General features: G+C 56.7%; 27 protein-coding genes. 16 read left to right on the forward strand and 11 right to left on the reverse strand.

The window, feature by feature from the left end:
* Positions 1–95: 95 nt before the first annotated feature.
* Positions 96–584 carry a hypothetical protein gene (locus EXR70_16350; GenBank protein MSP40062.1) on the forward strand — a complete coding sequence of 163 codons (489 nt, stop codon included), beginning with the start codon at positions 96–98 and terminating at the stop codon, positions 582–584.
* A gap of 590 nt (positions 585–1,174) precedes the next feature.
* Positions 1,175–1,372, forward strand: coding sequence for a hypothetical protein (locus EXR70_16355; protein ID MSP40063.1), 198 nt, complete (start codon positions 1,175–1,177; stop codon positions 1,370–1,372).
* A 134-nt stretch (positions 1,373–1,506) separates the two neighbouring features.
* On the opposite strand, the gene selD is transcribed toward EXR70_16355, so the two are convergent.
* From selD to selA, 3 genes are all read right to left on the reverse strand, one after another.
* Positions 1,507–2,559, reverse strand: coding sequence for a selenide, water dikinase SelD (selD, locus tag EXR70_16360; GenBank protein ID MSP40064.1), 1,053 nt, complete (start codon positions 2,557–2,559; stop codon positions 1,507–1,509).
* A gap of 286 nt (positions 2,560–2,845) precedes the next feature.
* The gene (selB, locus tag EXR70_16365; protein ID MSP40065.1) at positions 2,846–4,765 is read right to left on the reverse strand and encodes a selenocysteine-specific translation elongation factor; all 1,920 of its coding nucleotides are present in this window, start codon (positions 4,763–4,765) and stop codon (positions 2,846–2,848) included.
* A gap of 35 nt (positions 4,766–4,800) precedes the next feature.
* Positions 4,801–6,186, reverse strand: coding sequence for an L-seryl-tRNA(Sec) selenium transferase (selA, locus tag EXR70_16370; protein ID MSP40066.1), 1,386 nt, complete (start codon positions 6,184–6,186; stop codon positions 4,801–4,803).
* Positions 6,187–6,894: 708 nt separating this feature from the next.
* Between selA and EXR70_16375 the strand changes: the two genes are divergently transcribed.
* The 4 genes from EXR70_16375 to EXR70_16390 all read left to right on the forward strand — a co-directional run bounded on the left by EXR70_16375 (position 6,895) and on the right by EXR70_16390 (position 11,483).
* Entirely contained in the window at positions 6,895–8,046 is a 1,152-nt protein-coding gene (locus EXR70_16375) for a hypothetical protein (GenBank protein MSP40067.1), read from the forward strand.
* Positions 8,043–9,137, forward strand: a complete 1,095-nt coding sequence (locus tag EXR70_16380; protein ID MSP40068.1) for an extracellular solute-binding protein — start codon at positions 8,043–8,045, stop codon at positions 9,135–9,137. Before EXR70_16375 ends, EXR70_16380 begins: the two co-directional genes overlap by 4 nt.
* A 103-nt stretch (positions 9,138–9,240) precedes the next feature.
* Positions 9,241–10,416 carry an aromatic ring-hydroxylating dioxygenase subunit alpha gene (locus tag EXR70_16385; protein ID MSP40069.1) on the forward strand — a complete coding sequence of 392 codons (1,176 nt, stop codon included), beginning with the start codon at positions 9,241–9,243 and terminating at the stop codon, positions 10,414–10,416.
* Between the two features lie 14 nt (positions 10,417–10,430).
* On the forward strand, positions 10,431–11,483 hold the full coding sequence (locus tag EXR70_16390; GenBank protein MSP40070.1) for an extracellular solute-binding protein: 1,053 nt from the start codon (positions 10,431–10,433) through the stop codon (positions 11,481–11,483).
* Here EXR70_16390 and EXR70_16395 read toward each other — a convergent pair.
* Positions 11,392–11,604 carry a hypothetical protein gene (locus EXR70_16395; protein ID MSP40071.1) on the reverse strand — a complete coding sequence of 71 codons (213 nt, stop codon included), beginning with the start codon at positions 11,602–11,604 and terminating at the stop codon, positions 11,392–11,394. The genes EXR70_16390 and EXR70_16395 overlap by 92 nt on opposite strands.
* A 46-nt stretch (positions 11,605–11,650) precedes the next feature.
* Here EXR70_16395 and EXR70_16400 point away from each other — a divergent pair, with 46 nt between their 5' ends.
* From EXR70_16400 to EXR70_16420, 5 genes are all read left to right on the forward strand, one after another.
* Positions 11,651–13,390 carry an iron ABC transporter permease gene (locus tag EXR70_16400; GenBank protein ID MSP40072.1) on the forward strand — a complete coding sequence of 580 codons (1,740 nt, stop codon included), beginning with the start codon at positions 11,651–11,653 and terminating at the stop codon, positions 13,388–13,390.
* 100 nt (positions 13,391–13,490) lie between these two features.
* Positions 13,491–14,645, forward strand: coding sequence for a Rieske (2Fe-2S) protein (locus EXR70_16405; GenBank protein MSP40073.1), 1,155 nt, complete (start codon positions 13,491–13,493; stop codon positions 14,643–14,645).
* Positions 14,642–15,721 (forward strand): extracellular solute-binding protein, encoded by a 1,080-nt coding sequence (locus EXR70_16410; GenBank protein ID MSP40074.1) that lies wholly within the window; start codon positions 14,642–14,644, stop codon positions 15,719–15,721. The genes EXR70_16405 and EXR70_16410 overlap by 4 nt, the downstream gene beginning before the upstream one ends.
* A gap of 123 nt (positions 15,722–15,844) precedes the next feature.
* Complete coding sequence (locus EXR70_16415; GenBank protein MSP40075.1) at positions 15,845–16,573, forward strand: hypothetical protein; 729 nt, start codon at positions 15,845–15,847, stop codon at positions 16,571–16,573.
* Positions 16,549–16,869 (forward strand): AzlD domain-containing protein, encoded by a 321-nt coding sequence (locus EXR70_16420; GenBank protein ID MSP40076.1) that lies wholly within the window; start codon positions 16,549–16,551, stop codon positions 16,867–16,869. Before EXR70_16415 ends, EXR70_16420 begins: the two co-directional genes overlap by 25 nt.
* Before the next feature lie 126 nt (positions 16,870–16,995).
* Here EXR70_16420 and EXR70_16425 read toward each other — a convergent pair whose 3' ends face one another.
* Positions 16,996–18,120, reverse strand: coding sequence for an MFS transporter (locus EXR70_16425; GenBank protein ID MSP40077.1), 1,125 nt, complete (start codon positions 18,118–18,120; stop codon positions 16,996–16,998).
* A gap of 66 nt (positions 18,121–18,186) precedes the next feature.
* Positions 18,187–18,534, reverse strand: coding sequence for a hypothetical protein (locus EXR70_16430; protein MSP40078.1), 348 nt, complete (start codon positions 18,532–18,534; stop codon positions 18,187–18,189).
* Between the two features lie 290 nt (positions 18,535–18,824).
* Here EXR70_16430 and EXR70_16435 point away from each other — a divergent pair, with 290 nt between their 5' ends.
* Positions 18,825–19,733: a formamidopyrimidine-DNA glycosylase gene (locus EXR70_16435; GenBank protein MSP40079.1), complete on the forward strand. Its 909-nt coding sequence runs from the start codon at positions 18,825–18,827 to the stop codon at positions 19,731–19,733.
* Between the two features lie 122 nt (positions 19,734–19,855).
* On the opposite strand, the gene EXR70_16440 is transcribed toward EXR70_16435, so the two are convergent.
* Positions 19,856–20,944 carry a cupin domain-containing protein gene (locus EXR70_16440; protein ID MSP40080.1) on the reverse strand — a complete coding sequence of 363 codons (1,089 nt, stop codon included), beginning with the start codon at positions 20,942–20,944 and terminating at the stop codon, positions 19,856–19,858.
* A gap of 320 nt (positions 20,945–21,264) precedes the next feature.
* Between EXR70_16440 and EXR70_16445 the strand changes: the two genes are divergently transcribed.
* A complete protein-coding gene (locus tag EXR70_16445) occupies positions 21,265–22,239 on the forward strand; it encodes an ABC transporter substrate-binding protein (protein MSP40081.1) in 975 nt (324 codons plus the stop codon).
* Between the two features lie 94 nt (positions 22,240–22,333).
* Here EXR70_16445 and EXR70_16450 read toward each other — a convergent pair whose 3' ends face one another.
* Positions 22,334–23,299 (reverse strand): ABC transporter substrate-binding protein, encoded by a 966-nt coding sequence (locus tag EXR70_16450; GenBank protein ID MSP40082.1) that lies wholly within the window; start codon positions 23,297–23,299, stop codon positions 22,334–22,336.
* A 204-nt stretch (positions 23,300–23,503) separates the two neighbouring features.
* Between EXR70_16450 and EXR70_16455 the strand changes: the two genes are divergently transcribed.
* From EXR70_16455 to EXR70_16465, 3 genes are read left to right on the forward strand one after another with little or no spacing between them, the layout of a single operon-like run.
* Positions 23,504–23,746: a hypothetical protein gene (locus EXR70_16455; GenBank protein ID MSP40083.1), complete on the forward strand. Its 243-nt coding sequence runs from the start codon at positions 23,504–23,506 to the stop codon at positions 23,744–23,746.
* Positions 23,747–23,872 carry a type II toxin-antitoxin system PemK/MazF family toxin gene (locus tag EXR70_16460; GenBank protein MSP40084.1) on the forward strand — a complete coding sequence of 42 codons (126 nt, stop codon included), beginning with the start codon at positions 23,747–23,749 and terminating at the stop codon, positions 23,870–23,872.
* A gap of 3 nt (positions 23,873–23,875) precedes the next feature.
* Complete coding sequence (locus tag EXR70_16465) at positions 23,876–24,091, forward strand: hypothetical protein (GenBank protein ID MSP40085.1); 216 nt, start codon at positions 23,876–23,878, stop codon at positions 24,089–24,091.
* Between the two features lie 44 nt (positions 24,092–24,135).
* Here EXR70_16465 and EXR70_16470 read toward each other — a convergent pair whose 3' ends face one another.
* The 3 genes from EXR70_16470 to EXR70_16480 all read right to left on the reverse strand — a co-directional run bounded on the left by EXR70_16470 (position 24,136) and on the right by EXR70_16480 (position 26,989).
* Entirely contained in the window at positions 24,136–25,119 is a 984-nt protein-coding gene (locus EXR70_16470) for an ABC transporter substrate-binding protein (protein MSP40086.1), read from the reverse strand.
* 58 nt (positions 25,120–25,177) lie between these two features.
* Positions 25,178–26,335, reverse strand: coding sequence for an ATP-binding protein (locus tag EXR70_16475; GenBank protein MSP40087.1), 1,158 nt, complete (start codon positions 26,333–26,335; stop codon positions 25,178–25,180).
* A gap of 69 nt (positions 26,336–26,404) precedes the next feature.
* Entirely contained in the window at positions 26,405–26,989 is a 585-nt protein-coding gene (locus EXR70_16480; protein MSP40088.1) for a hypothetical protein, read from the reverse strand.

The following is a 26,989-nucleotide window of genomic DNA, read 5'->3' on the forward strand; positions in this document are numbered from 1 at the left end:
GCCAACCGAAGGAGAACCCAACACCAAAATCTAAATCGACGTGCCAGCTCAACAATAAACCCCAGGGGCTTCAAAGCCCTTTTCTCTTAACCTGACTGGTACACTATTGCGCCGCTATCTGGCACATTTTCTCTCCGCCATTGACAGTTCTCCCAGCCGTGGCACGTGTGCTGAAGTTGACTATTCAGCCTTGGGAGATGCGAGCTGCGGACGATTTCGAGCGGGTATTCGCTGCGCTAAACAAGCAGCGCCCGGATGGACTCTATGTGTCCCCGAGCCCGCTAATGAATGCTAACCAAAAACAGATTGTGGCCTTTGCCTTAAAGAGCCGTTTACCGTCGGTCTACGCCAGCAGAGAAGCTGTAGATGCCGGAGGGCTTCTGTACTACGGGGCGGACCTCGCGGAGAGCTACGGGCGCGTCGCATATTTCGTGGATCGAATCCTGAAGGGAGCCAAGCCGGCCGATCTGCCGGTGGAGCAGCCGATGAGGTTCGAGTTTGTGATCAATCTCAAGACGGCGAAGCAGATCGGCATTACGATTCCACAGTGGACGCTGATGAAAGCGACCAAAGTGATTCAGTGAAAGAGATCGGGAGTCTGAGGCCAGTTGTCGGCGCGCAAGGCTTTGCTTTCGTCAAACTCGTTCTCGCACTCTTGCTGTTTGGCGTGGTCGAATCAACAGGGATTTTGCGGAGCGCCGCCGAGCGTTTTCACGGTAGGCGGAATGAGTGAGCCGTGCTACACTCAGCTTGCGAATTTAAGGCGCGAGGTGAGCTATGGGCGTTAGGACATTCGAGGGCATCGTGGAGCAGGGCCAAATTCGTTTGCCGGCTAGTGTTAGGTTACCGGAAAAGGCAAAAGTCTATGTGGTCATACCAGACGTTGAGGTCCAGACAGTAGCTTACATTGGCAGCCCTCGGCTTGTGCATCCTGAGCAGGCGGCAGACTTCATAAAGCAAGTGATCGAGGAACCGCCCGATGCCGGCGTATGACGATCGATTTTTCAATCCGCCTGGGCCGCTCGCGAGAGTCACTCTGCGCACTTCCAATGACGTCAACGCAGTGACTGATGTACCGATGTTGATCGATTCAGGGGCTGATGTGACGTTGGTTCCCCAACAATCGATTGATCTGCTTGGCGCAACCGCAGATTCAGATGCAGCTTATGAGATCATGGGTTTTGACGGCAGAAAGAGCTTTGCCCACGTGGCGAGTCTCGATCTGATTTTTCTCAGACGAGTTTTCAGAGGGCGATTTCTCATCGGCAATCAAGAATGCGGCGTCCTGGGACGCGATATCCTCAATCACGTCGCAGTGTTGTTGGACGGCCCGCGGCTGGTTTGGGATGAACGAAATTTCACCGGCAAGTAACCACATTACTGAAAAAACTGCTTCATTCGTTTGCCTCACCCCGTAAAGTCCAGCCGATTTTCGACTGCAATTTTAAACCGAGATCCTGAGATGTGATTGAAAACCGCCGAGATGCCAATCCGATCGGTTGAGCTTCAGACCAACCGCACCCAAGGTTTTTGCAGCGAGGTGGCATAGCCGATTTCGCAGGCGACGGCGACGCCGGCGGCGTGGAGATCTTCGATGAGTTTGGCGGCTTGGCGCTTAGCGACGGCGATGAGCAGGCCGCCGGAGGTTTGCGGGTCGAGGGCGACCTGCACGAGGCCTTCGCGGATCGATTTGTCGATGACCATTTTGTCGTCGAGGTAATCTTTGTTGCGCTTGCCGCCGCCGGTGACGTAGCCTTTTTCGGCCAAGCGCACGGCGTCTTTCAAGATCGGCAGCTTGGCCGATTCGATCACCAAGGTGACGCCGCTGCCGCTGGCCATTTCCTGGGCATGGCCGAGGATGCCAAAGCCGGAGACGTCGGATACCGCGTGGGGTTTATGTTTGCGCACGGCCAACGACGCCGCGGCGTTGAGCGTGATCATGGATTTGACCGCTTCGCTGACGCTTTCTTCGGAGGCTTTGCCTTTTTTCAGCGCCGTCGTGACGATCCCGGTGCCGAGCGCTTTGGTCAGGATCAACGCATCGCCTTCTTGGACGCCGACGTTACGAAAAATCTTGTCGGGATGAATCACGCCGGTGACCGACATGCCGTATTTGATTTCTTCGTCGATGATGCTGTGGCCGCCGATGATCACCGCGCCGGCTTCGATGACTTTATCCGCGCCGCCTTTGAGAATCTCGCCGAGGATGGCCATGTCCATTTTGTCCCTGGGAAAACAGACGATGTTCATGCAGGTTTTCGGTTCGCCGCCCATGGCGTAGACGTCGCTCAGCGAGTTGGCGGCGGAAATCTGGCCGAACAAATAGGGATCGTCGACAATCGGCGTGAAAAAATCCACCGTGTTGACGATAGCGAGATCGGGCCGCAGACGATACACCCCGGCGTCGTCGGAGGTTTCGGTGCCGACCAGCATGTCGGGGTGTTTGAACTTCGGGAGGTCGTGCAAAACTTGCGCGAGGTCGGCGGGGCCGAGCTTAGCAGCTCAACCCGCGGCCTTAACTTCTTGCGTCAAGCGCACGGCTTTTTTCTTGCCGAGCATCATGATGGGACAATGTAGATGGAACGGCGACTAATTTCAATGCGCGATTGTTTTTCCGGTTCGAGAGTCGGTGAACGGCGCGTTCATGTAGGGGCAGGCCCGCGTGCCTGCCCGGCGGAGGGCGACCACGGGGGGTCGCCCCGACAAAATCAACTCGGCATTTCGCGATCGGGGTATGAACCCCGCTCGCGACCAAAGGGGATGCTCGCCCCCTTTGGAAACCCCATTTAGTTGTGCCCGCCGCAAGCAGCGGGGAATATTAGATTCAATCAACCTGAAATTCGGATTATTTTTTTGCCGCGCTCGGCGGAGATTTCAGTTTGCGGATATCGCCGATGCGAATGGTCAGTCCGGCGCGGTCGAAGTATTCCAACAACGGGATGATATATTTGCGGCTCGAGCCGATTAGATCGCGGAACGCGGCGGCGTTCATTTCACCTTTCTCAGTCAGAAACTGCACCAGCGTTCCACGCAGTTGTTCGATGCTGCTGGCGAGATAATACATGTCGGTGGTGACGCGGACGACGGAACCGTCCCGTTCGAGCAGGCGGATGACTTCGGTGAGTCGATTGCGCGGCACGCCGGCCTGTTTTTCGATCTCCTTCAAATCCGGCGGCGCCAGCGGCTGCTCGCCGAGGATTTTTTTGATCTTGTCCATCAAGACGGTTTCCTGACCGCCGAGCTGCACCTTATGACTTGCCAGGCGCAGCAGATTTTCTTCCTTGGCGATGAGTTTCTCTTTGATGAATAGATCGACGACGACGCGGAAAGTTTTCGGCGACAGTTCATAGACGAGCTTGCCGCGCAGTTCTTCCATGTCCATGCCAGGGATTAACGGATGACCGGCGTGAAATTCCTTGAGTATCTTCAACAACCGATCTTTCAGTTGGCTCCATTTCAATTCCGTGGTGTAGACTTTCTCGCCTTCGGCATTGAGCGCGCGCAGCGATTTCAACGCGTCGACTTTCTGCCGCGCTTCTTCTTCGCGCAGGTTTAAAAACTGGTAGATGGCGTCGATGGACAGGGCGAAGGCTGAGCTTTCATTCAAGAAGTTTTCCATCAGCTCGGCAAAGTCGCCGGTATGCAGCGCCTTCAGCCGGCTCGGCAGATTTGGATCGCCGCGTTTGTGGCGCTTGGCCCAAGGATGGATCACCGTGCCGCCGCCGAGGGTGCGCTGGGCGGTTTCATCGCGGGCGACGAAGTGATCGCCGCGTAGGACCAGCAGCGGTTCTTCCAACGTGATCTGGCAATAGAGCGATTCTTTGGCCTCGGCTTTTTCTTTGTCGCCGAGCAAGACGATTTTGCCCAAGCGTTCGGCGGCGCCCATGTGGATGCGCAGCCGCTGATGATTCTTGATTCCTTTGGCCGCCGCGGGACGGACTTCGAGGAACGCGTCGAATCGTTCTGTAGTCAGCGACAGCTTGTCGTGGCAAATCACTTGGCCGCGCTCGATGGACGCGCGCTCCGGCCCGGTGAGATTTATGGCGACGCGCTGGCCCCAGCCGGCGCGCTCGACGGATTGGCCATGCACTTGTAGGCTGCGCACGCGGAATAAATTATCCCCCGGCAAGCAGCGCACCTGCTCGCCGACTTTGATCTCGCCTGAGAGCGAAGTGCCGGTGACGACTACGCCGTGGCCCTGCAAGACGAAGGCGCGATCCACCGGTAAACGGAAATAGCCGCTCGGCGCCGCGTGAGTCGCGGATTTCAGCGTCGTCGAAATCAGTTGCTTCAATTCTTCCAAACCCTGGCCGGTGACCGATGAGACCGCGATCTTCGGCGAGTTTTCCAGCGTCGTGCCGAGCGTCATGATTTCGATTTCCTCTTCGACATCGGCGATGCGCGAAGGGGCGAGATCGGCTTTGGTGATGACGAAGATCGCCATCTTGATGCCGAGCAGATGGACAATGTCCAAATGCTCCTCGGTCTGCGGCATGACGCCGTCGTCGGCGGCAACGGTGAAGAGCACGAGATCGATGCCATGGGCGCCGGCGAGCATGTTCTTGATGAAACGCTCGTGACCCGGCACGTCGACGACGCCCGCCGAAGTTCCGTCCGGCAGATCGAGATGGGCGAAGCCCAAATCGATGGAAATGCCGCGCTCTTTTTCTTCTTTCAACCGGTCGGTGTCGATGCCGGTGAGGGCTTTGATCAAGCTGGTCTTGCCGTGATCGATATGGCCGGCGGTGCCGATGATGTAAGGCATGGGGAAATTACAAATTACAAATTCAATATTCCAAATTATTCGGAACGGAATTTGGGGACTAGGTCATTGGCGTCGAAGATGGTTCTTAGGTCGAGGAGAAACTTGTCGTCTTGGATGCGGCCGATGATTGGCGGATCGGCCTGGCGAAATTTTTTCGCGATGGCGTTGGCGCTGAGTTTTGCATTCTCAATCGTGATCACGACCGTCGGTAGTTCTTCGGTGGGCATGGCTCCGCTGCCGATCTGCGATGTCGAGTCTTGTAGCGCTAAGCTAAAATCTTTGCCGAGGGTGGTTCCAAGTTTAGGTAGCAACGACTGGCCCATCGCTCGGACTTCATCTACGGATCGCGTGAATGCTCTCAGAGTTGGAATTTCTTCGACGATGTTGGGCGATTGGCGATAGCGGCGCAGGGTTGCTTCGAGAGCGGCGAGCGTCAACTTGCCGCAGCGCAGCGCGCGCTGCAGATGATTTTTGTTGATCTTGCCGATTAAGTCTTTTTTGCCGACCATCAGTCCGGCCTGAGGGCCGCCGAGAATCTTGTCACCGCTGAACGTGACGATATCGGCGCCGGCTTGGATTCTTTCTGCGACGATAGGTTCTTTGGGCAGGCCGTATTTGCTCAAGTCGATCAATGCGCCGCTGCCGAGATCTTCCATCACGGGTAAATTATTTTTCCTGCCGATGGCGACTAATTGTTCGAGCGTCACTTCTGCGGTGAAGCCGACGACTTTGTAGTTGCTGGTGTGCACTTTCAACAGCAGCGCGGTGTTGTCGTTGATGGCATTTTCGTAATCCGCCGGATGGGTTCTGTTAGTTGCGCCGACTTCGCGCAGGATCGCGCCGCTCTTGGCCATGATTTCCGGGATGCGAAACGCGCCGCCGATCTCGATCAGCTCGCCGCGTGAGACGATCACTTCTTTGCCTTGCGCCAGCGAATTTAAACCGAGCAGCACGGCAGCGGCGTTGTTGTTCACCACGGTAGCGGCTTCGGCGCCGGTGAGTTCGACTAATAGTCGCTCAAGCGTTTCTTCGCGCTTGCCGCGCTTGCCAGCGGCGAGATCGTATTCCAAGTTGATCGGGTTGCCGGCCACCGCCAACATCGCGTCGATGGCTGGCTGCGACAAGAGTGCGCGGCCGAGATTGGTGTGCAGGATCGTGCCCGTGGCATTGACGACGCGGACGTGACCGGGCTGGCTTTCCGCGGCGATGCGCTGCTCGACCTGATTGAGAATCGCATCATCACTGAGATCGCTAATCGTTCCTTGTCTGATACCGGCGCGCAGGCGATCGAGCGCTTCCCGGCATTTCTGCGTGACGTAATCGTGATTATAGCGCGACAGCAGCGCGGCGCCGCGCACATGATTGAGCAGGCGATCGATGGATGGAAGTTCGCGCAGAATGCTCGCGGTTTGGTCGGCCATGAGGAATCAGAGATTTGCACAGGGTGGGGGCGAATTCAACGTGCTGTATCGGTAGTTAGCCGCCGCCGACTCCCCGTTTTCGGACTGTTGATCCCGTGAACCCCCTGTCGGCGAGGCAGCGGTCAATATCACCCTGCCTCAGTTTACGAGAAATGGCTAAATCGCACATGGTCTTCTTGTAGTAAACCTTTGCCTCTCAATCATTCGCGAACACTCGTGCGAGTTCTATGCCGATACAGGAACTCGCGGCAATCTCATCATCGGTCTCCAATTTGGTCATGCAGTAGTCTGCGAGCCAGTGGATTTTTGCTCCTGGGACGATACATTCGCGTGTCTGAGCCAAGACGGGGAGGGCTGTCATTATCTCGGCTAATAGAAGGGGCAGGAGTGGCAATCGCATGGGCTTATTGTTTGGCTGCCGGCTTTTCTGGCGATACCTTGCGACGCTCCGCAGTTTTTCCAGCACTACCAAGATCTCTCGTCTTTCTTCGGTCAAGACAGCGCCTTTGCCAGTTCTGACGATCCTTGGTCGTCTGTATAGACTAGTTTCCGACGTTTTTCCATTGTTACTCTTACGGTTGCCTCACCCCGCGCCGGTTCGGCTGATCGACCACGGGGCAGTACTGAGTTGCTTGACACTGTAAGCGGGAACCGGATATTCGTGACTGACCAAACGCGAATCATACCATCAGCAAGAAGGAAACCGTCATGGCACTGAGCAAAGAAGAAAATGATGCGTTGACGCAAGTCGGCCCCGGCAAACCAGCCGGCGAGATGTTGCGACGTTATTGGCAGCCGATCGGTTTCGCCAACGAGCTTCAAGAAAAGCCCAAGCGAAAAAGAATTCTCGGCGAAGATGTCGTCCTGTTTCGTGACGAAAACGGCAGGTTCGGCGTGTTGGCGTTGCGCTGCATGCACAGGGGCACTTCGTTGGAGTTCGGTCATATCGAAAACGGTGGGCTGCGCTGTTGTTACCATGGCTGGCTTTACGACGTTGACGGCAAAGTTTTGGAAACGCCGGGCGAGGGGGCGGAGAGTACTTTCAAAGTTCGCGTGCGCCAGCCGTCGTACAAGGTTCAAGAACTTGGCGGCGTGTTATTTGTCTACATGGGGCCGGAGCCGGCGCCGTTGTTGCCGCGCTACGATGTGCTGGCGCGCCAGGACGGTCAGCGGGCGATGCGCGCGCGCGTCGTCAACTGCAACTATTTCCAGATGATCGAAAATTCCGTCGATCAGAACCATTTGAAATGGCTGCATCGAGGTTTCACCACGCCGAACTGGGAAGATGGCGAGATCAATCCGCAGGTGTTCGAGCATGGTGTGCTCAACACCTACACGCGGCGAGTGTCAGGACAAAACTGGGCCCATGTGAATTACTTCGTCATGCCGACGATGAACAAAACCGGCAACGTCGAAGAGGGGCATCCGACCGAACATACCGCGAGCAGCGCCTGCGAGGTGATGCGCTGGCGCGTGCCCATCGACGACACCAGCACGATTCATTACACCGTTGAGTTTGCCAACGTCGTCGAAGGGAAGCCGACCGCGAAATTGATGCAGGACCGCTCGACTGAAGGTCCGCAAGAAACCACGCCGGGTAAATATCGTTGGGACGACAAGATCGGCTGGTTCGCGCGCGAAGATCAGGACCGCGCCGCACAGGAAAGCCAAGGCGCGATCTTCGACCGGACCACCGAACACTTGGTCACGACCGATACCGGTGTAATTCTTTTGCGGCGCTTATATAAGGAAGGTATCGAAGCGGTGAAACAGGGGCGCGATCCGCTCGGCGTGCTGCGCGATCCGGCGAAGAATGAGTTGATTCGTTTGCGGCCGCATGAAGATTTGCTCGATGGATGAAGGATAAGGGCGGATGGATGAAGTTTTTTAGAGCGATTGTCGTTGGACAAATTTTCTTCGCAGTGAATTTCGCGTTGCCATTGCCAGCGGCGGAGACGCTCAAGCAATTGGTTGAGGGAGCTAAGAAGGAATCGGAGCTGACCTTTATCGCCGGGGCGCAGACCTTTGGCGGTTTGAAAACCCTCAATCTGCTCGAAGCGGCGTTCAACAAACGATTCGGGCTCACAATGAAAATCCGCTTCGCCGCCGGGCCGGAGATGAATTCCATGGCCGCGCGGACGATCACCGAACTCAAAAGCGGCACCAAGCCGTCGAGCGATATTTATCACGGCTCGCAATCGCATGTGTCGCTGTTGCACAAAGAGAAAGCGCTGGAGCAAGTAAACTATTCGGCGATCTTTCCTTGGATCACTAAGCCGATGGAAATATTTCCCAATGAAGGAGTGCTGATTTTTACTTCGCTGCGCGGCATCATTTACAACTCGAAGATTATTCCCAAAGACAAAGCGCCGAAGAGTTATGAAGACTTGGTCGATCCCAAGCTGAGCGCGACCTGGGCGGGCAAGATGGCGATCCCGCCTTACGTGTCGTGGTTGGTCGAGCTGTCGATGGTTTGGAGTGAAGAGCGGGTAAAAGCTTTTACCAAGAAATTGGTCGCGCTGAGCGGCGGGCGACTGCGCTATAGTGAAGAGGAGCGAGTCGTCAGCGGCGAATTTCCCATCGCCGCCAACATGGGCGGTGCGACGGAGCAAATGTGGCAGTGGCAAGCCAAAGGCGCGCCGTTGGTCGCGGTGATGGGTTCGACGCCGGTGCTGCCGTCTTATTTTCAACTGGCGGTGCCGCGCAATTCGGCTCATCCCAATTTAGCCAAGCTCTTCGTCGGCTTCATGGCGTCGAAGGAAGCCCAAGCGATCTTGGAGAAGCAAGACTTTCGCACCTCGCATCTGGTTGAAGGCACGATCATGAACAAGTATTTGAAACAGAGTCGGGTGCAGTTGCAGGAGGCGCAGGATTCGATCAATTTCTACTTGCAGGGCGAGGATAGCGGCTTGGAGTTTAAAGAAGAGCTGACGAAGATGCTCAAACAGTAGCGGTCGACGACAAACGGCAAGGAATGCTTCGACAAGCTCAGCATGAACGGACAATTCTAAGTCTTTCACAAATTCGTTCCGTTCGTCCTGAGTTTGTCGAAGGATGGACGGAACGAATTTCAACACACAGGTAGAGGCAAGTGAAATGTTGACTAAAGAAGAAAACGAACTAATGACGCGCGTCGGGGTGGGAACGCCGGCGGGGGAGATGCTGCGGCGCTACTGGTGGCCGGTGGCGTTTTCGGATCAGGTGAAGCCCAAGGCCGCGCCGACCAAAGTCACGCTGCTCGCCGAGGATTTCGTGCTGTTTCGCGACGGCGCGGGGAAGTTGGGTTTGGTGGCGTTGCACTGTTCGCACCGTGGCACTTCTTTGGAATATGGCCGTGTCGAAGACAATGGGCTGCGTTGTTGCTATCACGGTTGGCTCTGGGATGTGCGCGGCAATTGTCTTGAGCAGCCAGCGGAGCCCGCCGATAGCACGTTCAAAGAGCGGGTGAAGCATCCGGCTTATTACGCGGAAGACTCCAGCGGTTTGATCTTCGCTTACGTCGGGCCGGCGCCGGCGCCGCTGTTGCCGCGTTACGATTTGTTGGTGCGCGCCGACGGCTGCCGCGTGGTCGGCGGTGGCGAAGAGTTTTGCAATTGGCTCCAGCGCGCGGAAAATTCCGCCGACGGTACCCATTCCATCGCGCTCCACGCCGCCGGTTATCCGAACATGGCGATGAAGCGACCGACGATCAAGTGGGAGCCGTCGCCCTGCGGTATCAAAGAGACCACTTGGGTCGAAGGCGTCACCAAGCCGCGCATCTCGCATTATATTTTCCCTTCGCATATTCGCCATTCCGCTGCTCGAATTGACGAGCAGCCGCGCCAAGTAATTCGCTTTCGCGTGCCCAAGGACGACTACACGACCCATACTTTTTACATCGACTTCTATCCGCACAAGGACGGCAAGCCGACGCGGCCCGAGCTGCTGCATGTGAGAAATTTTCGTAAAAGCGAACCGGGAGTTTACACGCGGGTGCAAGACGGCTGGTGGAATCTGCCCAATCGTGAGCAGGATCGCGTGGCCCAGGAGACCCAAGGCGTGATCGCCGATCGGACCAAGGAGCATCTGGCGACTTCCGATCAAGGAATTCTCATGCTGCGCAAGATGCTGCGCGAATCCATCGACGCCGTGGCCGAGGGCAAAGATCCCTTCGGCGTGATCCGCGACCCGAAAAACAATACGTCGATCACGTTCGATTCGAGCCGCGACGCGGTGGAAGCGCTTAACTGATTGAGGGAGCATTCATGATTCGTTGGCTGTTCATTCCGATTTTATTATTGAGCGCGCAGATTCAATTGGCCGATGCTCAGAAACTCGAACAGATCGTCGCCGAGGCCAAGAAGGAAGGCGAAGTGACGTTGGTCGCGAGCGCGTCGACTTTCGGCGGTAAGAAAGGTTTCGCCGATCTGGAAGCGCTGTTCGCCAAACGTTACGGCTTCAAGGGTAAACTCAACTTGGTTGGCGGGCCGAGCTTTCCGCAGATGGCGGCGCGGATTATCACCGAGCAGAAGGCCGGCACCAAGTCGTCCAGCGATTTGTATCTTGGCTCCGACGGCACTTACGTGACCATGCATCAAGACAAGGCGCTACTGAGCGTCAATTGGTCCGCGACGTTTCCGTGGGTCAGTAAGGCGATGGAAATATTCCCTCAGGAGTCGGTGCTGGTCTACGACTCGTTTCACGGTATTATCTACAACTCCAACGTCATACCGAAAGACAAGGCGCCGAAGAATTATGACGACTTGATCGATCCGGCATTGTCTCCGACTTGGGCCGGTAAGATGGCGATCCCGGCCTATATTCATTGGCTGATCCGGGTCTCGCCGTTTTGGGGCAAGGAAAAAGCTTTGAGTTTCGCGCGCAAACTTGCGCCGCTGATCGGCGGCAGGCTGCGTCAGGGTGAAGAGGAGCGCATTGTCAGCGGCGAGTTTCCGATCATGGCGAGTACCGGCGGACCGCTTGAAGCGATGTGGAAGTGGCAAGCCAAAGGCGCGCCTTTAGTTGGCTTGCCGGGATCGTCGCCGGCGAGCTGTTCTTATTATCAATTGGGCGTGCCGAAAAATTCCGTCCATCCGAACATGGCGAAATTATTCGTCGCGTTCATGGCCACCCGGGAAGCGCAAAGCGTGCTGGAGAAGCAGGATTATCGTAGCTCGCATTTAGTCGACGGCACCTTGATGGCGAAGTACGTCAAAGACAACAAGATCAAGATGCAGGACCCCAAGCAACTGAACGAAGTGTTTCAAAAAGAAGATACCGCTTTCGAAGAAGAGCTGAACAAGATTCTCTTGAAGTAGCAGTGGTTGTGGCGATCTTTATGAAAACCGACATACATTTTCTGATCCTGTAATCTGTCATACCGGCGCAGGCCGGTATCCATCCGGCTTTCGAAGGCTGGATGCCGGCTTTCGCCGGCATGACGAAATGAAAAATTCAGCTTTGCCAGCGAACGAATTGAATCCCGATGTCCACCCAAGTTCTCTACGCTGAACCTCATTCACGATTCAATTGGTCGAAGTACTCGCTGGTGTCGATCGCCGGCTTCGCCGCGTTGGCGATTCTCGCTCTGCTGGCGATGATCGTTTGGATGAGTTTTCGCACCGGCGTGCCGGGGCAGGTTTCGGACTATTCGCTGAAGAATTACTTCACGCTGCTCGGCGATCCTTATACCTATCGGGTGATGACCACGACGCTGATCTTCGCGGCGGTCACCATCGCGGTGTCGGTGCCGTTGGGGTTCATCTTTGCTTGGTTCATCGAGCGCACGGACATGCCGGGGAAAACCTTGGCGATGAGTGTTCTCAGCATCGGTGTCCTGTTCCCGACTTTTCTCAAAGCGATGGGCTGGGTGTTTTTGCTCCACCCGCGCATCGGTGTGATCAATATTTTTTTCATGCAACTGTTCGGCTTGACCCAAGCGCCGCTCAATATCGCCACCGTGCCGGGCATCGGTTTCGTTCAAGGCATGACGCTGGTGCCGCTCGCCTACGTGATGATCTCGGCGGCGCTACGCAGCATGAATCCGGCGCTGGTCGAAGCCGCCAACGTGCACGGCGTGAGCCAATGGCGCACGCTCATCCGCATCGAACTGCCGCTGATCTGGCCGGCGCTATTTTCCGCGATAATATGGATGCTCACCGTGGCCATCGCCGCCTTCGACGTGCCCGGCGTCATCGGCATGGCCAATAATATTTTCACCTTCAGCACGGCGATCTACTACATGATCAATCCCAACGAAGGTCTGCCGCGCTACGGTTTGTGCGGCGCCTACGGCGCCATCATGGTGTGCGTGTCGTTGATCCTGATGATTCCGTACTTTCGCGCGCTAAAGCAAAGCCACAAATATCAAATCATCTCCGGCAAGTCCTACCACTCGCGCCCGGTGGAACTGGGCCGCTGGGGCTGGCTCGCGTGGTTTATGTTGGGGAGCTATTTTCTGCTCGCCTTCGTGTTGCCGCTGCTGGCGATCTTTTGGGTGTCGCTGTTGCCCTACGTGCAAGCGCCGTCGTGGCAAACTCTCAAAGTGATTTCCTTCGAGCGTTACACCCAGATGGCGTTGGACAGCGCGCTGCTCGACGCGGCGTGGAATACTTTATTGTTAATGGTCATCGTGCCGACGGTGATCGTGATCGTCTGCACGGCGATCTCGTGGATCGTCACGCGCTCGCGCATGCGCGGGCGGATGGCACTCGACGCCATCGCGTTTCTGCCCCATCCGGTGCCGCATATTTTGTTCGCGCTGGCGATCGCTTATCTGGCGCTGCTGATTTCCAACGTCATACCGCTCTACGGCACGATCTACGTTTTGATGGCGGTGTATGTCGTCTGCTGGATCAGCTTCGGCACCCGAGTGTTGAACAACAGCATGATTCAAGTGCATCGCGAGTTGGAGGAAGCGGCGCAGGTCAGCGGCGCCTCGACTTTTAAGATTCTCACCAAAGTTATCGCGCCGTTGATCAAACCGGGATTGATCTATGCGTGGATTTGGACCTCGTTGTCGGCCTATCGCGAGCTAACCATGGCGGTGTTTCTGTCGTCGCCGAAAAGCCAGGTGCTGTCGACTTACATTTGGGGCCAATGGCATGGCGGCGGCCTGGGCGATGCCGCGGCGATCGCGATCATGATGATCGCGGTGATGACGCCGTTGGTGACGACTTTCTGGATCTTCGCGCGCAAGCAGCAGCATGTGGCGTCGGCGACGTAGATTCGGATTCGGAGATTCAACCGCAAAGAACGCAAAGTACGCAAAAAAGAAATCGGAAATGTAGGGGCGGGTTTTAAACCCGCCCTCTTGGCTCAGGATCATGACCATGACAGCTAAAACCGAAATTGCCACTTCAATTGACTTCGTTCATACCGGACCTGGAACTTTGGCCGGGAAATATCTGCGCCGGTTTTGGCAGCCGGTTTATGTTTCGGCGGAGCTGAAAACCGGCTACGCGGTGCCGATTCGTATCATGGGCGAAGATTTCACGCTCTATCGCGGCGAAAGCGGCGCGGCCTTTGTCGTCGATTTTCGCTGCGCCCATCGCGGCACGCAGTTGTCCGTCGGCTGGGTCGAGCAGGATTGCCTGCGCTGTTTTTATCACGGCTGGAAATACGACGGCACCGGCCAGTGCGTCGAGCAGCCGGCTGAGGGCGAGAGCTTCGCGCAGAAAATTAAAATCCGCAGCTGCCCGACCGAGGAATTTCTCGGGCTGATCTTCGCCTATTTTGGCGAAGGCGATGCACCGCCGTTTCCGCGTTATCCCGAGCTGGAAGAGCCAGGCGAGATCGATGTCGGCACTTATATTCGCCACTGCAATTATTTCGGCACGCTGGAAAACGGCATCGACCAGGCTCACGTCCCATTCACCCACGCCAAGTCGAACTTCACCACGTTCGGTCTCAACTGGGACATTCCGAAAATCACCGCGGAAGAAACCGATTACGGCATCGCCATGTACGGCACGCGCAAGGACGGCAATGCGCGCATCAATCATTACCTCATGCCGAACATTCTCTACATCAAGGGCTCGCCGGAGAGCGGTCAGGAAGGTTGGCGCGAAGCCTTCGCCTGGCGCGTGCCGGTGGACGATGTTAGCCATCGGAGTTTTAACATTGCGCTGATTCACGTAACCGGCGATGGTGCGGCACGCCTGCGCGAGCGCCAACGGCGCCAAGCGGAAATCATCGCGCAGTTGCCGTCCGCCAACGAAATGGCAAAGCGCGCGCTGGCGGGAGAGGTTAGCGTGCACGACATCGAAGAGCGGCCCGACCTCGTCAATATTCAAGATCACGTCGCCCAGGAAGGGCAGGGCGCGATCCCCGATCGCGAGACCGAGCGCTTGGGCCGCTCGGACGTGGCGGTGATTCTCTTGCGGCAGATTTGGCAGCGCGAGCTTCGGGCCTTGGCCGATGGCCAGCCGCTGAAGTCGTGGCAACGGCGGCAAAAGTTGGTTGCGACCAGCGGAGTATGAAGATGGCGGCAGGAAAAAAGTCGATCGCTAGTTTTCTGTTTTTGTTTCTGGCGGCGGGACACCTTCAATTCGTCCATGGGGAAACCCTCGACCAGTCGATCGCGGCGGCGAAAAAGGAGCCGGAATTGTTTTTTGTCGCCGGGCCGACGACGTTTGGCGGCAAAAAAGGTTTGGCAGAAATCGAGGCGGCTTTCGACAAACGTTTCGGTCTGAGCAGTAAAATTCGCTTCAGCGCCGGCCCGGAGATGAACGCCATGGCAGCGCGGGTGATTAGCGAGTTTAAATCCGGCAGCAAAGCTTCGACGGATATTTATCTCGGCTCGTTGGGACAGTACGCTAACTTGGTTCGCGAGAATGCGCTGGAGGAAATCAATTGGTCGGCGACGTTTCCGTGGATTGCGCGTTCGATGGAAGAAATCGTCGGCAAGCGCGGCGTGTTGGTCTACTCGTCGCCGCGCGGGATTATTTACAATTCAAACTTGATCAGCGCCGACAAGGCGCCGAAGTCTTATGAAGATTTGGTCGATCCGCGCTTGAGCCCAACTTGGGCGGGAAAAATCGCCGTGCCACCCTATCCCAATTGGCTGGTCGAATTGGCGCTCATCTGGGGCGAGGATCGCTTGAAAGAGTTCACCCGCAAGTTGGTGGCGCTCAGCGGCGGGTGGCTGCGCTATGGCGAAGAAGAGCGGGTACTCAGCGGCGAGTTTCCGATCATGGCGAACATCGGCGATTCTTTGGCGACCATGTGGAAGTGGCAAGCCAAGGGGGCGCCGCTGGTGGCGCTGCTCGGTTCCACTCCCGGCGATGCTTCTTATTTTCATCTCGGCGTGCCGAAAAATTCCAGCCATCCAAATTTGGCGAAGCTCTTCGTCGGTTTCATGATCTCCAAGGAAGGCCAAGCGATCATCGAGAAGCATGAGTTCCGCTCGTCGCACTTGGTCGAAAGCTCGCGCATGGCGAAACATTTGCGCGATAACAAGATCAAACTGCAAGAGCCGAAAGATCTATTCAACTTCTATCTCAAAGGCGGTGGCGCCAAGTTGAACGAAGAGTTGGGCAAAATGCTGAAGCAATAAATGGGATTGAAGAGTTCCAACCGTTCAAAATGTTCCAATCGTTAGCTCGGTCGAGCCATCGATCGATTCCAAAAGTATTTACCCTCGCCCTTTGGGAGAGGAAAGGGTGAGGGCGCGAGTGTGATGTCTTTCGCGGCGCGTTTTCGTCAGGGCATGAAAGCGGCGATTCCGATTTGGATCGCTTTCGTGCCGTCATCAATCGCGTGGGGGATCGCGGCGCAAGCGCATGGCTTGACGCTCACGGAAATCGTTCTCATGTCCGCTTGGGTTTATTCCGGGCCGGCGCAGTTCGCGGTGCTGGTGCCGCTCGCCGAAGGGAAGTCGGCGGCGACAGTCTTAATCGCCGGCGTTTTGATGAATCTGCGCTTCCTGCCGATGAGCACGGCGCTGGCGCCGTTTTTTCGCGGCGTGAAACGTTTGCCATTGTTGATTTCATCCCACGTCGTCAGCGCCAGCAGCTTCATCGTTCCTTATTTACAATTTCAAAAAGAGCGCGCCGCGAGCGGCGGCCGCTCGGTCGCCGACGGCTATGGCAATCTCGGTTTCTTCGCCGGCATCGGCGCGACGAGTTTTTGCGTATGGGTTGTCGGCACGGCGGCCGGATACGGCGTCGCGCTGGGATTTCCGCCGGGCTTCGAAGAGGCCTTGAAGTTTATCCTGCCGGGCTACTTCGCGGGGTTACTCGTCGCTGAAATGAAAGGCTGGACGATGCCGCTGATCTGTTTAGCGAGCATCGTCACGGCGATCCCCGGCGCGCTGTTCAATCCCGGTTGGGGTTGGCTGGCGACGGCGGCGACGATCGCGGTGCTGGGTTGGAGTTTGGAAAAATGGCTTTGTCGCGCATCGAGCTAATTCTCATTCTCGGTTTATCGGCGCTGCTTTTGCGCGCCTTGCCGCAATTGTTTCTCGTCGGCAAAAGTTTTCCCGACACCTGGGATCGTTTGCTGCGCTATCTGTCCTACGCGCTTTTGTGCGGTTTGATTTCGATTTCACTCTTCATGTCCGGCGCCCGCTTCGAAGCGCAAGCGGCGCCCTACCGCGGCGTGGCTCTGGCGGTGACGATCGCGATCGCTTACAAGACCAAAAGCGCGGTGACCGGCATGCTGGTCGGCGCGACGCTGGTGCTGGCGTTTTCGTGGCTACGGTGATTATTCAAATTTACGCACCGGATATATTTCACCACGAAGGCACGAAGGCCACGAAGGCCACGAAGGTTTCGAACAATTGTTATTCCGAACTTCGTGCTCTTCGTGTCCTTCGTGGTGAATGGGCTATTAACGGCTTCGTTCACGCACGGCGCCGATTAGGATGCCGAAAAGAATCAGCGGCACCGACGTCATCAAGATCATCGCTAACACGATGTCGCCGGTGCCGGCGATGATGCGGGCGGCGATCAGCGGCGCGATGACGCCGGCGAAGTAATGCAGCGACATGATAATGCCGGCGGCGCTGCCGGCGTTGCCGGGCGGCGCGGTTTCTTGGGCGAGGGCGACTAGGAGCGCCGGCACCGAGGCTTTGATCAATCCGAAGACGGCGATGCCGACGGCGAGGGCGAGCGGCGATTGTAAAAAATAAAATAGCACGAAGGCGGCCAGCGCGGCGGGGAAGGCGCTGAAGGCGACGACGCGTTTACGGCCGAATCTATCCGACAGATTGCCGAGGCAAAACGAGCCGCACATGTTGGCGACGCTCAACACGCCCATGATCCAGCCGGCGTCTTTGAGCGGCAAGGCTTTCGCCGTGCGCAGCAGCGTCGGCGTCCAAGCGGCGGAACTCCAAAACACCGAGCCGCCGATAAATTCCGCTAGGGCCAGAAGCATGATCGACCACGACAGAGCGTCGCGAAAGGAGCCGCTGCGCGCCGTCGAGTTCGTCGCTTGGCTCTCGCGAATCCACAACAGTTGCACCAGCATGTTCGCCGTGGCAATGACGCCGACGGCGACGAAAGCGGCGCGCCAACCGAATGCCGCGGTGATCCGGCTCGCGAGCACGGCGCCGATGGCGCCGCCGATGCCGTAGGTGACCGATACCAAGCTGGCGCCGAGGCCGCGCCGATGGGGCAGCAGGTCGGACATGATCGCGTAGAGCGACGGCGGCGTGAAGCCGTAGCCGATGCCGGTGACGGCGAGCAAGAGAAAAAATAGTAGCGGCTGCTCGGTCACGCCGGCTAGTCCGAAACCGATGGCGAGTAAACTCAATCCGGTGATCAACACGCGCTTGCGGCCGAATTTATCGGCGAGCCGGCCGGCGCCGCCGCTGGTCAGTGCGGCGATGAGCATCATTACCGAAAATAAGCTACCGGCGGCGACTTCAGAGAGCGCAAAACTCTGGCGGATTTCCGGCAGGGCGATGCCCAACGTCGCCACCATCATGGACGGCATGAGATTCGAACAAGGCACGATGACGACGGACCAGCGTTGGTGCCGCGTCGTTAAAGATGATGAGATTTCGTCGATGGGCGATTCCTACTTCAGCGGAATGAAGGCGTAGATGCGCGGCTGGCCGCCGACCACGCGGGTGATGTGGCCGCGTCCGCTGGTGTCCTCGGCGAGCATGACGTCGCCGGCACCGAAGCGGCGGATCGTGCCGTCGCCGGTTTCGATTTCCACTTGTCCTGACAGAGTGATGACGTACTGCCGTTTGGGCGCCGGATGATGCGGGCTCAGATGTTTTGGCGACGCGCTGCGAAACATGATGCCGTGCGCCGGATGCAACGCCGATGCCGCCATCTCGCCTTGGACGTTGAGATCGACTTCGAGATCTTCGAAATGCGATTCGTTGTCGGCGCCGGTGTAAAGTTGGACGATCTTCATTAGCCGGTTTGTAGGAGAATCGGCGCGCAAATGCAAGGCGCATTCACTGGATTTGCCAAGCGCTTTGGCGCCGTGTTAGGAATTTCGACTCTGGTGTACTGGCTCAGCGGTTAACCGAACAAGTCTATAGCTTCGGTTCGGACGATTCCCCCTTTGAAAAAGGGTGAAGGGGGATTTTCTTTTGCACGCAGTGTCAAATCCCCCTCAGTCCCCCTTTTTCAAAGGGGGATGTTCGGAGCCAAACGACGAACCTATTGCTGAGCCAAGAAAGTAGCGCGAGATAATCGACCATGCCTGAACTGCCCGACATCACGATCTACATCGAAGCACTGGAAGCGCGCTTGCTTAACCAGCCGCTGGAGAAAATCCGTCTCGCCAGTCCGTTTCTGCTGCGCTCCTTCGAGCCGCCGATTAGTTCGGCGGAGGGGAAAAAGATTGTCGGCTTTCACCGTATCGGCAAGCGCATCGTCTTCGAACTCGAAGATGAGTTGTTTTTAGTTTTTCACTTGATGATCACCGGGCGATTTCACTGGAAGAAGCGCGGTGCCGCCGTGCCGCGAAAGTTCGGCCACGCGGCTTTCGATTTTTCCATGGCGACATTGTTGCTCACCGAGATGGGAACTAAAAAGCGCGCATCGCTGCATTTGGTCAAGGGCCGCGAGAATTTGCTCGAACACGATCCCGGCGGGTTGGAGATTTTCGATGCCAACGTGAATGCGTTCCGTGGCGCGCTGTTGCGCGAGAATCATACGCTTAAAAGATCGCTCACCGATCCGCATTTGTTCAGCGGCATCGGCAACGCGTATTCGGATGAAATTTTGCACCGCGCCAAGCTGTCGCCGGTGAAACAGACCAAGCAGTTGAGCGATGCCGAGATCGAAGTTCTTTTTCGCGCCACCCAGGAATGTCTGCGTGAGTGGATCGCGCGCCTGCGCGACGAGACCGGTAAAAATTTTCCCGAGCGGGTGACGGCGTTTCGCGACGACATGGCGGTGCACGGCAAGTACCGCAAGCCTTGTCCCATCTGCGCCGCGCCGGTGCAGCGCATCGTTTACGCCGACAACGAGACCAACTACTGCGCCAAGTGCCAAACCGGCGGCAAGTTGCTGGCGGATCGCTCGCTGTCACGGCTGCTGAAAGATGATTGGCCGCGGACACTGGAGGAGCTGGAAGAGACACGCAGGCCGAGAATGAAATAAGACGGTGCGCAAGCGCACCCTACGTGAATGGATTCATTGTTCACCAATAAGAATCTCAAAAATTTATGTAAGGGCGTATGCAATACGCCCCTACGTTCGAAGCGCTTACATGAACGGCGGTGCTACTTCGCTTCAAACGTCGACGTGACCTTCTGCTGTCCGCCGTTTTCACCGTATTCCTCTTCGTAAAATAGGCCGAGGGCTTGCAGTACCGGCGCGTCTTGGATCGAGAACAGCACGGCGTCGTCTTTGGCGGAGCTATTCAGATGTTCGTGCACGGACCAGGGCGGCAGGGCGATGATGTCGCCTTTGCGCCAGTTGAACTGTTTGCCGTCGATGATCGTCGCGCCGGTGCCTTTGACGATATGGTACACCGCGCTGCCGGTATGGCGGTGCGCTTGGGTGTGTTCGTTGGGGCGCAGCAATTGGGTGCGGCACGCCATGGTCGGCATCACCGAGCCGCCGGTTTGCGGGTGGCGGTATTCCAACGCGATGCCGTCGAAGCGGCTGCCTTCATGGTCACGTAAGGATTTCAGCGCCGCGGCGGTTTGCGTCCACGAGTAAAGCAGCAGCGGCGAGGTCTTTGAACTTTCTTTAATCCATGTGGGACTCAGTTGGCCCTCGCCGTAGAGCGACTTCGAAGTATTCGGCGGGCGGCTCGCCGGCACTTGAGCTTCCTTGTAGAACTGAAAAAACATCGCTTCCACCGAAGCGATCAGCGGAATGTCGAGGCCGTCCATCCAGACGATGCGCTGTTTGGTTTCGTTGCCGTGATTGTGCCAGGACCAGCTCGGCGTGAGGATCAAATCGCCGGGCTCCATGTAAACGCGCTCGCCGTCCACCGCGGTGTAGGCGCCGCGGCCTTCGATGATAAATCTGATCGCCGTCGGTGTGTGACGATGGGCGCGGGCGACTTCGCCGGGCAAGAGCACTTGCACGGCGGCGATTAAATTGTTCGTCGTCGCCCAGCGGCCGCCGAGACCGGGATTGAAGAGCTGCAAGGCGCGCCGTTCGTCGCCGACGGGAACTGCGTTAGTGGATTCAGTAATAATCGGCTCCAAGGTCGACCACGGCCACATGTGCGCGATCATCTTGGGCTGCGGCTGCGGCGTCATTTGACTGGCCAGTTCCCACAGGCCGTACATGTTATTGGCGTGCATGCGTTGGTGAAACGCCTCGCGTAATGCGTCGGTTTGCTTTTCAGCTTTCATGGTAGATCCTCCTGGACGATTTCACGCCGCTGCATTGGTTAGTAATACGCTATGCCACGGCGGTCAAGGCGGCTGACCGAATTCTCCACCTTCGGTTTGCGCAGGTTCGAAAATCCCTCTAAATCTTCCTTTACAAAAGGGAGACTTCGGATTCTGACGCCAGTATTTCTTTCCCACTTTGGTAAAGGGGGATCGCGGGGGATTCGCTTGTGTGGTCTGGAGATCTTCGATGTTGGATCGCTGTCGAGCTAACTTGCTTGATTCTTCCAACTCCGACAAAGTAAGCGCAGCGTAAGTTTTAAACCGGATGGGAGCGCTCGATGAAAATTAAGATTCCACTAAGCCAACTCACCCTGGTTGTGCTTTTGTCCGCGATTTTTACGTCGCCGGCTCTCGCCAAGGATCTCAACTACGGTTGGCCGGGGCCGGGGAGTTGGACGACTCTGCCGTTCGTGGTCGCCAACGAGCGGGGCTTTTTCGAGAAAGAAGGATTGAAAGTCAGGATGATTTCTTTCCGCGGAACCAACATCATGCTCGCGGCGCTGCTTGCCGGCGAGATCGATTTCGGCACCTATCTGCCGTTCTTCGTCGGTGCCGCGGCCAACGGTTTGCCGGTGAAGATCGTCGGCTCGGTGGCGAAGAGCGGCGGCTACGCGCTGATTGGCCGGCCGGGACTGCAAAACGTCGCCGCGCTCAAGGGCAAGAAGATCGGCATCAATTCATTCGGCAGCTCGGCGGATTTTGCCGCTTACATGTCGGTGCGCGGCGCGGGCATGGATCCGAACAAGGACGTGACCATCGTGCCCATGGGCGGCGGCACGCCGGACCGCTTGGCGGCGCTCGCCAGCGGCGCGGTGGACGCCACGGTGATCACCAGTCCGGGAGAGTTCGCCGCCGAAAAGCAGGGCTTCAAGATTCTCGTGCCGATGAAAGAACTCGCCAAGCTCGCGCGCATCCCGCTCACCGGCGTCGCCGTTACGCACAAGAAAATCGACAAAGAGTCCGATGAAATAGTTCGCGTGCTGCGCGCCCTGCGCGGCGCGACTTCACTACTTCAAGATCAGCCCGAATTCGGCATTGCGACCTTCGAGAAAGGCATGCGCTTGGACCGCGCCACGGCAAAGGAATACTACGGCCTATTCCGCGATCAGTACAATCCCGACATGTCGCTGCCGGATTCAGTGATCGAAGAGTTGCTCGCGGTGGAAACTTTTCGCGCCAAGGAAAAAGACGGCATCAAAACGAATATTACTTTGTTGCGCGATTGGAGTTTCGCCGAGAAGGCACGGCGGTGACGAGAAGATCTTTCAAATCGTTTAAGCCGTTGGTTCGGCTCACACGACGCGCGCGTCGAAAATCGAAAAGGGCGATCGCCGGTCGCCACTACCTCTACTTCGCCGGTAGAAACGCCGGATCGACGAAACTCTCCCAGGGTTTTTTCTCCGGGATCATTTTGTCTTCGAACAGCAGGCGGATCATTTCCGCCATACCCGGACCGTCGACGGCGCCTTCGAGGCGGAAGGATTTGTTGTCCGGGATCATGAATTTATAAGTTTGCGTCGCCAGCGCGTCATCGATTTTTAAATTTTTCGTCATCAGCTCGACCATCGGTTTTTCATTCATCGGATCGTTCATCCAACGCATGGCCTGGCCGATGGCGCGCATGAAGCGCGTGAGCATGGGGCGGTTTTGCGCCAGCGATTTGGTCTGGGCGAAGAAAGAGGTGTACTGTAAGTTTTTGATCTCATCGGAATACTTGAGCAGCACCTTGCGGCCGGCTTCCACCGATTTGAAGTTGAACGGCGGCGCTTCGGCCAACGATGCGGCGGCGGCGCCGGCGGCGACCGCTTGAAATCTTTCCGGGCTGCCGCCGACAAAAACCAAAGTGTAAGCCGACGGCGGAATCCCCTGGCGCTGCATGACGTCTTTGAAGATCGTCGTCGTGATGCTCGCCAACGAAGCTGCGGCGATCCTTTGTCCCTTGAGATCGGTAAGAGTTTTGAACTGCGGCTGGCTGATCACTTCGTAAGGATAGCCGTAGTTTGAACCGCCGATGATTTTCAGCTCGCCGCCGCGCGACGCGGCGATGACGCCAAAGTGGGTGCCGGAACGCGCTAGATCGACGCTGCCGGCGAGCAGCGCTTTGATGACCAGATCGGGCTGCATGAATTGAACCTCGACCTCGAGGTTTTCCTTGGCGTAGAAGCCTTTTTCCTTGGCGACCACGTGGTCCAAGTCCAACGCGGTTGGATTGGTCGAACTTAAGCTCAGTTTATCGGCGGCGAATGATTGGACCGATGGGCCGAATAAGCTTATCACGACGATCAAGATGAGTTTTGCTATGGACCGTTTCATTTTCCTGTTCCTCGCTTCCGATTTTGGATATTCGATTGTCGGACTCGTGTAGGGGCCGACCTGCGTGTCGGCCCTCCGAACGGGCGGACATCCTTCGACTCCGCTCAGGGCGCCGGTCGCCCCTACCCCATGGTTCTGTTTCGGTTGACTACAGTTATTAAGTGCCTTATAAAAAATATAACGATTCTTATAATGAGGTTTGTTATGGGTGCAATCGCCGTTTCAAAAAAGGAAGAGGAGCAGATTGAAATGCTTCGTAAAGAACTGGGTATCGCCTCCAAATCGGCGCTGATCCGCACTGCTCTTAAAGCTTTGGAAAAGACGAGCCAGGAAGAAAAACTGCGGCGCGAGGTCCAGGAGTCCGTGAGCCGTTGCAGCGCGGCGGACCGGGAAGAGAATAAAGAGCTATTCATGGCCGGTGTTGCCCGTACGAACCGTGGTGCGTAAATGCCGATCAAGCGCGGGCACATATACATTGTTGACTTCAATCCCGGCATAAAAACCAAACTCGGCAAACTCCGTCCCGCCTTAGTGCTGCAATCGGATCTCGTCAACGATGCGGGGTATTCATAGACAATCGTCATCCCAACGACGACCCGTCTTGTGGAAAGCCCGGGGATTCTTCGGCTTCGCCTCAAGAAGGGCCAAGGCGGCGTTTCTCGCGATAGCGATCTTCTTCTCGGGCAAGTAATCGCCGTAGCCAACGAGTCCTTCCGCCAAGAGATTGGCTTATTGCCGAATCCTATGATGGATGAAGTGGAAAATCGCATTCGCATTCTCTTGAGTTTGTGACGACGGCGCACCGTTGGATTGCCGTTCCACCAATCGCACTTCCTTCATCGATACACCTTAGTCGCCCGCACCAGCACATTCGGTGGAATCGTCAGGCCGATCTTCTTCGCTGCTATCAAGCTGATGATGAACTCAAACCTCATCGGCTGCTCGACGGGAAGTTCAGTGGGGGGCCTGCCTTTCAGGATCTTGTCCACATACGTAGCAGCGCGCCGGTACAGGTCGGTAAAGTTCACGCCGTAGGTCATAAGCCCACCGGCCTCCACAAATTCGGCCGCATGATAGCTCGCCGGGAGCCGGTTCTTTGCCGCGAGATCGATAACCTGTGTTCGGTGAGACTCGAGGATGGGGCTGGCTAGCACGAGGACTGCGCCAGCACGCCCTTTGCGCGCTTCTCGGAATGCAGTCTCAATATCCTTGGGATCTAGTACGTCCAGGTATTGAAGCTGTAGCTTGAGCGCCCGGGCGGCGAGATCAATCTCTTTTGCTGTTACTTGCCAGCCTGTGGAGGTCGAACTCCTAAGCACAGCCACATCGGAGAGCCTGGGAACAATCTCCTTCAGAAGCTCCAGTTGTTTTCCGCTGATCTCCGGGGACAGGGTCGACAATCCAGTAACGTTCCCACCAGGGCGCGCAAGGCTGGCGACGAACCCATTGGCAACAGGGTCGTTATCCCAAGCCATGACAATGGGAATCGTAGAAGTTGCTTTTTTAGCGGCACGGGTTGATCCCGGAGCAGCCGTGACGATGATGTCTACCTTGAGACGCACGAATTCGGCGGCAAACTCGTGCAGGCGATCTAGCTTTCCCTCGGCAAATCGCCACTCAATGACTATGTTTTTCCCCTCCACGTAGCCAAGCTCGCGCAGACCCTGCCGGAATGCCTCCATGCGGGCCGATAACGCCGCAGGAGAGGCAGCACTTTGGAATCCTATCCGGTGGATTTTCGTTGTCTGCTGCGCCTGAGCGACGGAAACATTTGCAACAAAGAAAGTTACCAGTATCCAGATAAGAATTTTTTTCGTCATGGTTTTCGCTTCTGTGGTTGTGCTGATAACTGATCGCTGACAACTGCCTACTCGTCATCTATGCGCGCGCTGGCGGTTTCCTCATTACCTCGGCAATCAAATCGGCCAAACTGACAAAGCGCACGGACAGGCCGCTGTAAGACCGGCTGAACGAGCGCTCGACATCATTAGCAACCACCAGGTTGTCGCCCTGGGAGTAGAGTCTTCTGAACGCTTGCAGGTTGCCGGCGTCGAAATCCGATGCGGACCACTTGCATTCGATCGCCAGCGAGGATTTTTTAGTTTGAGCCAGGATGAAATCGACCTCGTGGCCGCGCTTGTCGCGCCAGTAGCGAATCTCGCGAGATTGCAAATGCGCGTGCATTTCATTGAGCACCAGATGCTCCCACAACAAACCAAGGTCGTCACGCCGCAGTTCGTGCCAGCCGCGGTGGTAGCAGACAAACCCGGTATCGAAGCCGTACACCTTGGGAGCGGATATTATCTCTGTGGGACGATGCGTGCTATAGGGGCGGATGACATGGGCAATATAGGTCGCCTCCAGCACGGCGAGATAGTTGGTGATCGTGGTTCGGCTGACTTCGCAGGGCCGGGCAAACTTCGTCGCCTCGAAGATGCCGCCGCTCTGAGCCATGAGCAGTTCGGCAAACTTTTGAAATGACTGACGCCGTTCGAGGCGGAAAAGCTCTTGGATGTCTTTCGCCCAGTAAGCATCCATCCATTCCTGGAAATCTCTTTCCGGAAGCTGTTGTTCAAGAAAAAACGCCGGTAGGCCACCGTGCAGAAGTCGATGCTGAAGATCCTTCCCGCCAAAATCTTCGACGTCTGCGGTCGTCATGGGAGTGAGCCACAATTCTTCTTTACGCCCGGCTAAGGTGTCGCGAAATTTTGCCGATGCGCCGAGGGTCGAGGAGCCGGTGGCGAGAATCTTGGTGTTGGGAAAATGGTCCGCGGCGATTTTCAAAATCTCCGATGGCCGCTCAAGGCGGTGAATCTCATCTAAAACGATTCGGCGGCCACGGTTGTCCTTGAGGAACGCTTCGGGATCTTCGATCATCCGGCGCACGCGCGGCAGCTCGCAGTCGAAATACTCGATATCTCGAAGACTCTGCGACAGGACAGTCTTCCCAGCTCGTCGAACCCCGGACAGCCAGACCACGGAGCGCCGCTTCCACGCTCCCTCCAACCGGTCGATCCAATAGCGTCTTTTGACCATCGGACAGCAGCCTAGCGATTAGGCGCACTATGCGCAATAGTGCTTGCGTTTAGTATAGCTTTCCCATCGTCACCTAATCACCTTAGTCGCCCGCACCAACACGTTCGGCGGGATCGTCAGGCCGATCTTCTTAGCAGCCGGCAGACTGATGATGAACTCGAACCTCATCGGCTGCTCGACTGGAAGGTCTGCGGGCGTCCTGCCTTTCAGAATCTTGTCCACATACGTAGCGGCGCGGCGGAACAGATCGTTAATGTTTGGGCCGTAAAACATGAGGCCACCCGCGTCCATAATGTCGCTCTCTGGATACATTGCCGGCAGGCGGTTCTTTGCCGCGAGGTCGGCAATCTGTGCTCGCTGAGAAACGAGGAAGGGGCTCGTTAGCATGAGGACTGCCTGAGCACGCCCCTTGGTAGCGGCTCGGAATGCGGTCTCAATATCCTTGAGATCAAGAACGTCTACGTATTGAAGCTTTACCTTGAGCGCCTCTGCGGCCAGTTCCAGCTCTTTTAAGGAATCTCTGAACAAGTCATCTAGCAAGTCGTCTAATAACGAAGAGCAGAAAGACCGACAAGGTGAGGCGGGAGGAAAGAGCGTGGGGGAGCAGACAACGTTTGCGAGTTTGGCGTGGGCGAGAAAGAAAAAGCAGAGCAA

This window comes from Deltaproteobacteria bacterium, from assembly GCA_009692615.1.
GTDB lineage: Bacteria > Desulfobacterota > Binatia > UBA9968 > UBA9968 > DP-20.

Bases quoted from the DNA above. Each gene is read 5' to 3' on its own strand.
- EXR70_16355 (MSP40063.1), top strand. From the start codon at position 1,175: ATGGGTTTTGACGGCAGAAAGAGCTTTGCCCACGTGGCGAGTCTCGAT.
- selB (MSP40065.1), bottom strand. From the start codon at position 4,765: ATGCCTTACATCATCGGCACCGCCGGCCATATCGATCACGGCAAGACC.
- selA (MSP40066.1), bottom strand. From the start codon at position 6,186: ATGGCCGACCAAACCGCGAGCATTCTGCGCGAACTTCCATCCATCGAT.
- EXR70_16375 (MSP40067.1), top strand. From the start codon at position 6,895: ATGGCACTGAGCAAAGAAGAAAATGATGCGTTGACGCAAGTCGGCCCC.
- EXR70_16380 (MSP40068.1), top strand. From the start codon at position 8,043: ATGAAGGATAAGGGCGGATGGATGAAGTTTTTTAGAGCGATTGTCGTT.
- EXR70_16385 (MSP40069.1), top strand. From the start codon at position 9,241: ATGGACGGAACGAATTTCAACACACAGGTAGAGGCAAGTGAAATGTTG.
- EXR70_16390 (MSP40070.1), top strand. From the start codon at position 10,431: ATGATTCGTTGGCTGTTCATTCCGATTTTATTATTGAGCGCGCAGATT.
- EXR70_16395 (MSP40071.1), bottom strand. From the start codon at position 11,604: ATGCCGGCGAAAGCCGGCATCCAGCCTTCGAAAGCCGGATGGATACCG.
- EXR70_16400 (MSP40072.1), top strand. From the start codon at position 11,651: ATGTCCACCCAAGTTCTCTACGCTGAACCTCATTCACGATTCAATTGG.
- EXR70_16405 (MSP40073.1), top strand. From the start codon at position 13,491: ATGACCATGACAGCTAAAACCGAAATTGCCACTTCAATTGACTTCGTT.
- EXR70_16410 (MSP40074.1), top strand. From the start codon at position 14,642: ATGAAGATGGCGGCAGGAAAAAAGTCGATCGCTAGTTTTCTGTTTTTG.
- EXR70_16415 (MSP40075.1), top strand. From the start codon at position 15,845: ATGTCTTTCGCGGCGCGTTTTCGTCAGGGCATGAAAGCGGCGATTCCG.
- EXR70_16420 (MSP40076.1), top strand. From the start codon at position 16,549: ATGGCTTTGTCGCGCATCGAGCTAATTCTCATTCTCGGTTTATCGGCG.
- EXR70_16430 (MSP40078.1), bottom strand. From the start codon at position 18,534: ATGAAGATCGTCCAACTTTACACCGGCGCCGACAACGAATCGCATTTC.
- EXR70_16435 (MSP40079.1), top strand. From the start codon at position 18,825: ATGCCTGAACTGCCCGACATCACGATCTACATCGAAGCACTGGAAGCG.
- EXR70_16440 (MSP40080.1), bottom strand. From the start codon at position 20,944: ATGAAAGCTGAAAAGCAAACCGACGCATTACGCGAGGCGTTTCACCAA.
- EXR70_16445 (MSP40081.1), top strand. From the start codon at position 21,265: ATGAAAATTAAGATTCCACTAAGCCAACTCACCCTGGTTGTGCTTTTG.
- EXR70_16450 (MSP40082.1), bottom strand. From the start codon at position 23,299: ATGAAACGGTCCATAGCAAAACTCATCTTGATCGTCGTGATAAGCTTA.
- EXR70_16455 (MSP40083.1), top strand. From the start codon at position 23,504: ATGGGTGCAATCGCCGTTTCAAAAAAGGAAGAGGAGCAGATTGAAATG.
- EXR70_16460 (MSP40084.1), top strand. From the start codon at position 23,747: ATGCCGATCAAGCGCGGGCACATATACATTGTTGACTTCAATCCCGGC.
- EXR70_16470 (MSP40086.1), bottom strand. From the start codon at position 25,119: ATGACGAAAAAAATTCTTATCTGGATACTGGTAACTTTCTTTGTTGCA.
- EXR70_16475 (MSP40087.1), bottom strand. From the start codon at position 26,335: ATGGTCAAAAGACGCTATTGGATCGACCGGTTGGAGGGAGCGTGGAAG.